This is a genomic window from Ectothiorhodosinus mongolicus, from assembly GCF_022406875.1.
GTDB lineage: Bacteria > Pseudomonadota > Gammaproteobacteria > Ectothiorhodospirales > Ectothiorhodospiraceae > Ectothiorhodospira > Ectothiorhodospira mongolica.
The window spans coordinates 28496-35479 of the sequence record NZ_CP023018.1 but is presented as its reverse complement, the minus strand read 5'-3'; the positions used below and the strand labels follow the sequence as shown (position 1 = coordinate 35479).

The window sequence follows — 6984 nt, the reverse complement described above, 5'->3', positions numbered from 1 at the left end:
TTCCGTGGTGCTGGCATTAGCGTTGAAGTCACGCACCGTTACTGCCACAGAATCCACCGTCACGCCGTTGGCTTCGGTCACGAAGATCGAACCGGTCGCCGCCAGTGCGCTGACCGTGTCCACGCTGGTGGTCAGGTGATTATTAGACTCACCAATCGACCCTTGTGCGATCACACGCAGCTTATCGGCCGTCACGTTCATCGTACTGCCAGTAACATTGATGATCGACGCACCAGATACCAGGCTTACATTAGTAGCCGTGACATTACCCACCGTCAGGTTCCCACCTGCCGCCAGACGCGCGCTGCTATTGGTGGCCGTGACGTTGGAATCGCCGGCCATCGTCAACGCACCAGTCACCGCATCCAGCGAGATCGTGCCGCCCGTCGCCGTCTCGACGCCCACGCCTCCGTTAAGGTCGATGTTATTTTGAGCCTTGAGCGTGATATGGCCCGTGCCCGACAGGACGCTGGCATTAGATTCGATGGAACCGTTCATGGCACGGATGAGCACGTTGCCGGTGCCGTTGGCACTGACCGCCTGATCCGCACCCGTGGCCGTGCCGTCATTCAACACAATATTTCCAGATGTTGTCCTCAAAATGATAGATCCGTTGCCACCAGTCGTGCGGATATCAGACTGAGGCACCTCTGTCTCGTCCAGCGCAAACAGTTCAGAATCTGCCAGCGAGATTGCCCTCTGCGAATAGCTAGCCGTAACGTCATCAACAGTGATCGCGCCGCTGTTGAAAAGGGTGATAGACCCATCAACTGAGACAGAGAGCGTATTGATCTGGTTTTCGGCAATGAAATTGAACGGTCCCACGCCACTCAGTAGAAGATTATCGGCGGTAACAATGCCGGGCGCCTCGATGCCCCCTTTGCCGGAGGTGGAAGCCACAAACGTGGCTAAAGTGCCGCCTCGATCATTATTCGGTTGACGACGAACCGTCAGTGGGGCGTCGATCAATATGCTTTCAGTATTGCCGGCTGCACGGTCCCCAGTGAGTAGGGTTAAATCATCGCGAAATAGGCTAGCTGCGGCGACGGTTATCGTTCCACTTAAGTCGCTTCTTCCAACAGTCACATGTTTGAAACCTATGGCGGCCTCATCCGCAACCATCAGGTCATCAACGGGCTCACCAAAATTCACCGTGAACAGACCACTGGAGGGGCTCGATGTAACACTTGTGCCACCAATCTGGTCCGATAAAGCGGCCTCAACATTACTTCGAAGAATTTCAAGATCTGAACTAAATGTGATTGGTGCGGTGGTTACACCGTGAACAATCAACTTAAAGGCTCCGCCAGAGTTTCCTGCAATACTGAGTGTTTGCTGTGTTTCATCGATACGCATAGCGGTAACCACTGGCGCGCTCAAAAATACGCTGCGCGTGCTGCCGTTAAACCAGTCCTCCCCGAGATATAGCGTTTTTTGGCCATCCACCTCGGGCTGAGTGCCGGCATTACCAAACTCGATGTTGGTGCTTGCGGTTTCTGGGCGGATTAACAGCTGGCCAGAGCTCGAGACCCTCAGTCGCTGATCTGAGCTATTCACTAAGAACATCGAATCAGCTTCGAACAGAATATCGCCGCTTGCAGCACTGAAGTTCTCATCTCGGCCGATATACATATTGGAACCTTCGGCGAAGATTCCGTAGCTGCTTGCGCTGCCAGTAGGATCAATTTTCCCGCCGCTACTCCCGATGAGTGCAATATCGCCCTCATCTGAGATAACACGTGTGTTTTGGCCGCGCAGGGATATACCGTGGTTTTCGGTTATAAATGATTGATCACCGCCACCACCGCGACCTATCAGTAAGATATCGCCCTGATCTGAGCTGACTCTCGCTATGTTCAGCGTGAGACCAGTGTAGTTGGCACCACCTGTCACCTCAGACCCCATGGTATCACCCACCCCTGAAACGTCTCCGGTGATGGAGATATTCCCATTCCCCGAGCGGATGGTGACGAGTGCTGAGCCATCGCCAAGAACAACACCATTTTTGCTATCTGTGCTGGCCTGATCGGGCGCGATACCCTCCAAACTGATAAATCCACCCTCGCTATCGAACACACTTCGTGAACCAATCATACGGATACCGGCTCCACCGTCGGCAGTGGTGGGTGCGCTACCTAGGATGACAATGTTCCCACCTTCACTCAGGAGTTGGCTGTTGGCTATGTGCACGCCATCGGTGATGTTGTCACTGTCACCTCCAAACCCGACAGCGGCCTGGCCCGTTGGGCCGCGCAGTTCGATATGACCGCCTGAAGACTTCAGGTCTGCCCTATCAACTATGATTCCGCCGCCAACAGCAGCCGAGGCGTTGAAAGCGCTCAGCACGATGTTTAAGTCCTCGTCATTCAAGGAACGGATCTCGCGGGTCGTAGAACCACTTCCCTGAATGCGGATCGATCGATCACTCACAACATTTAATGTCTGCGTTCCTGCAGCCGCTGCCACAAGATCAAAAGTGTCCTGCAGATAATCGGTGAAAATGGGATTGTCACTGCCGTCTTCAGTCCCAACTACATTGATGGTGGTGGTAGACCCTGTGAAATGCATTTCACGATTGGGGCCATCAAAGACGATGACCTCACCAGCGCCAGATTTAATATTAATCGTTCCCGCATTGAGCGTAACAGGCTTGCTGGAGGTGATGGTCAGCCTATTGAGTGCAGCATCTTCGGTCCCGCCAATTGAATCGCCTGACACCGTTCCTAGAGTGATGGTGCCATTTGTATTTGAGCCTGAATTGGGGGCTCCGTCATTGAGTAGAACCAAGCGTTGTGGCTGCAAGTCAATGTCATCGGGTTTTGCGCTGATGATATTTCCATTAAAGGTAATATCACCACCACGACCCTGTGTGCCAGCACTGCTCCCTTGAGCGTTTAGTGTTACCTGGGGTGTGCCGTTATTGTTTCGGAGCTCCACATCTTTGGCAAAAACAATGTTGCCCGAGCGTGCTGAGCTTGGCGTTTGAATCGTGGTGGTTACGGGATTGGCGTTGTGTAGTTCGGTGAGTGTATTGAAAGTGACATTTCCGCCATTGGTGGCGATAGAGTCTCTAATGATGGTTCGACCATCAACTCCCTGACCAGTAATCTCACCGAAGGTCACATTCAGTGCACTAGCCGTGTCGCTAGCAGCGATACTCTCATTGATAATAATCTCTTTGCGCGCATCAAAAATGAGGTTGAAGCTTCCGGCATTATCACCACTTGATATAGGCGCCCCAACAAGAATTGTTCCTATTGAGGGTGAACCATTTGTAGAAGCGTTTCCAGACTGGAAAGTCAATGTAGCTTCGCCACTACCTTCCTTAATGATTTGCTCGAGCACTTCAATCTTAGCGGCTGCTTGAAGTGTGATCGCGACGGTTGAAGAGGAATTAAGGGCCGAATTTATCGAGCTCGCTCTGACGTATTCATTTGTCAGTGAATTCGATGTGGCATCCGGATTGGTATTGTCAGCTAGATCCACAGGCGTCGGCGAGTGATCATCAGCAACGATGAATAAGTTCTCCGGGTCGAGGAGCCAGAGGCCGCCTAAGCCGCTGTCGGCGGAGACATCGACATTACCCCAAAGGCCCAGCGCGCCGCGGGACGAGGTTTCGACTGCGCCGCCGCGACCGCTATCGCCAGCCCCGCGGGCACTGATTTGGCCATCAAAGCGGGTGCGGTCACTCGACCAGAGGGCGATCGTGCCGCCGTCGCCATGCGTGATGGCATCGGCGCGGATCTCGGCGTCTGAGCTCACCAAGAGAACGCGCGCCTCGGTGATATCGGGGTCATTTCCCTGCCAGCCACCACCGATGTAGATTTCCCCACCTCCGCCACTGCCACTGGTGTCTACCGAGCCACTCACCTGCACGACATCACCCGTGACGTCAATACTGCCTCCAGCAAGGCTAGTTTGCGTGCCTTTTGCCTCTGTCTCACCAGCTAACATTACGGTGCCTTGGCCGCCATCAATCGTAATGCGCCCATCGGCGCTGGCTGTGAGGCGATTTGCGCGCACAACCCCGGTTTGGTTGATGGCAGCACCTAGGGCGCCAGAAGCCTGCTTGGCGCTAAGGATGACGCGCCCATCGTCAGCGCCGATAATGCCGCTGTTGGTAATGGAGGCATTGGCAGTCTCGCCATCTAAACGCACACCAATCAGGCTATTGCCGGAAATCTCCAAACGCACCTGATCAGCGGCTGCCAGAGCGACTGTGCCGCCCGGGGCCATGATCTCGCCGGCATTATTGATCGTGGCGCCTACAAGGGCCACATAACCGCCGCTGCGTACATGGATTTGCCCATGATTGATCACGGCAGCACCTGCGCCAGCCCCACTGAATTGGAACTGTCCGCTCATAAAATCACTGTCAGACAGGTTTTGCGTTGAGGCAATCAAACCACCCACATCGACGCGCGCCGTGCCACTGAAAAACACCCCTGCGGGGTTAATTAAGGCGACTTGTCCATCTGCGGTGATACGACCGTGAATGGCCGAGGCATTGCCACTAAGCACTCGATTGAGAACGATGGCATTGGCATTGGGCTGATTGAAATGCACATGCGCATCGCGGCCGACATTAAAGGTCTGCCAGTGGGTGACCATGCGCTGAGAGTCCTGAAGCACATCCACACGATTGCCGCTTTGAGTGATGGCGCCGACGCCTTGCATGATTTGCCCACCGGTGGGCAGGGTGGCGTCAGCCAGAGCCAAGCTTGGCGTTAATGCTAAACCGATCATCCAGGGCAGCAGTCGCGGACGCACACCATGCCCCCGCGTCATCTCATGGCTTTTCTTGTGTTTCATAGTATTCACCCGTGACATATCCACTTACCCGTTAAAATGAATAGCTACCAAATAGCCAATAGCGCGTATTGTCTTTGCGCCCGTCATTGTCGGTGCCGTCAATTCCGGCATTGGGATTACTGCCATCCTTGGTTGCGGCCAATGCGCGAAACTGAGCGCGACTACCGAGGTTCCAACTAGCACCAGCGCCGTAACCAGACAGATCGTAGCGATTGGGTGCATCCACACCCAATGCGCCGTTCCATGTGGTATCAAACTGCTGGATTTGGCCCCAGTCGTAGAACACAAAGAGATTCAGTCGGCTCTCGCCCCGCGAGATCACGGTCTTACTGAGCTCGAGACTGGCCAGTACGCCATGGTCACCCGAACCTTCGCTTAACGGGTAGGCACGAACGCCATTGGGGCCACCGAGGCTAAACTTCTCGGCGGGATCAAGATTGGTGCTGGCATATTGACCCCGCACACTGGCATTAAGCAGCCAGTCTTCACCCGGCATAAACGGCAAAGCCTGCAATCTGGCCAAGCTGTAGTTGAGTTTAGAGAAGCTGCCTTGGGTTTGCGCGGTATCCGCGTCAAAGGCTTCGTTTGTCGGACTTCTGGACAGGTCAAGATCACCTATGGATGCCGTCATTGCCCAGCGAGTCTGACCTCGGAAGCGATCGAGGCTATCGCCGCTCAGCGTCAGGCTATAAAGATTAATATCGTGGTCGCTATCCAGTACGCTTAACTCAGTAGAGCGACGTTTGTAGCGGCGGAAGTCGTAAGCGCCGGAGAAATAAATATTGTGCGCTGCACTGCGTAAGATGGGATAGCTGGTGAATAGGCTGCCACCACGAAGACTGCTACTCAGCTCAGGGTTCACAAACAGACTGGGGTCACCAGCTAAAACATCAATATCCGCATCTAGCGCCGAGAATCCAGCGCCAAGCCTCCATCCCGCCCTGCCTACCGGGAAATGCACCCCTAAGTTGGCGTACTTGGAGTTATCGGCGAAGGTGGCATCGACGTAATACTGCTCACCCCGACCCGATGGGCTATTAAGACTTAAGCCCAAATTCAGGCGCTCGCGACCGGTGTAGATACTGCCAAAATTGTCGGCACCGATACGACCACTCACCAAAGCCTCATCCTCAACTTCGGCGATGATTCGGGTGGTCCCGGGTAATGTGCCTGGCGCAAGATCAGCACTCAATCCGCCGACACCCGGCAGATCCGAGGTGACACGAATATTGCGCTCTAAGGTATCGATATTGAGCGGCTGGTCCGGCTCAATATCGCGGCTCAGGAAGCGCTGCACAGTGTCTTCGCGCATGCGCGCCTCATCAGCCTGAGTAATGGTGATACCGCGCGTACCCGAGGCACCATCGAGCACACCCTCCTGCACCTGAATTCGCACCAAACCATCACTGATGTCTTGGGGCGGCAGGAAAGCTTGGGCTAGAGCGAATCCAGCATCACGCAGCTCTTGGGCCACCGTCTCAGCAGCCTCTTCCATCTCGGTCAGGCTCAATTGACGATTGGCAAAAGGTGCTAGTGCGGCCTGGACGCGATCTTGAGGGATAACGGTGACGCCATCGACCGCGAACTCGGCAACCATAATGCGCGGTTCGACATCGATCATGGCCGGGGTCAGGTTGGCGATGGCCATGCTGGCCTGACGCTGCGCTTGGAACTGGGCTTGAGAAATCCGTACTTCGGCCTCCTCATGGCCGTTATCGCGCAGATAACCCATCATGGCAGCTGCGGCCATTTGCAATTCGAGGAAGCTCAGGTCACGACCCAACCAAGGAAACAGCACCACACGCAGTTCGTCCTGGCTGAGCTCTGCCTCACCATCAAACAACAAACTATCCAGATTGAAGCGCCGCAACAATTCGCGTGCCTCAATGGGGGATTCTGGTGCCAGCAAACCCCGCTCCCCATCCAAAGACGGGGTGCGAATAATAAGCCGCTCTTGAGGCACAGTGCGCGGAATACGCAAGGGGTCACGATCGGCGCTGCCGGCACGTACGCTGGCCTGTATGGGGCTGCTTGCGGCCTTGTCAGGACCGGATACTGTGGCCGCTTGAGCGCCCACACCGGCAAAAGCACCAAGGCAGACCAGTTTGACGGCCCAGGCCAATACGTTGCGTTCTATTCGCATGTTTTTACCGTCTTTATCTTTTTGCCGGC

General features: G+C 54.9%; 2 protein-coding genes. Both read right to left on the bottom strand.

Annotated features, from left to right (window positions below; translation table 11 throughout):
* Nucleotides 1–4812: two-partner secretion domain-containing protein (locus CKX93_RS00020; RefSeq protein ID WP_240076659.1), on the bottom strand; the 4812-nt coding region annotated here is incomplete at its 3' end.
* A gap of 31 nt (nucleotides 4813–4843) precedes the next feature.
* On the bottom strand, nucleotides 4844–6955 hold the full coding sequence (locus CKX93_RS00015) for a ShlB/FhaC/HecB family hemolysin secretion/activation protein (protein WP_159435505.1): 2112 nt from the start codon (nucleotides 6953–6955) through the stop codon (nucleotides 4844–4846).
* Between the last annotated feature and the right edge of the window lie 29 nt (nucleotides 6956–6984).

Coding starts and splice junctions, on each gene's coding strand:
- CKX93_RS00015 (WP_159435505.1), bottom strand. CDS start 6,955: ATGCGAATAGAACGCAACGTATTGGCCTGGGCCGTCAAACTGGTCTGC.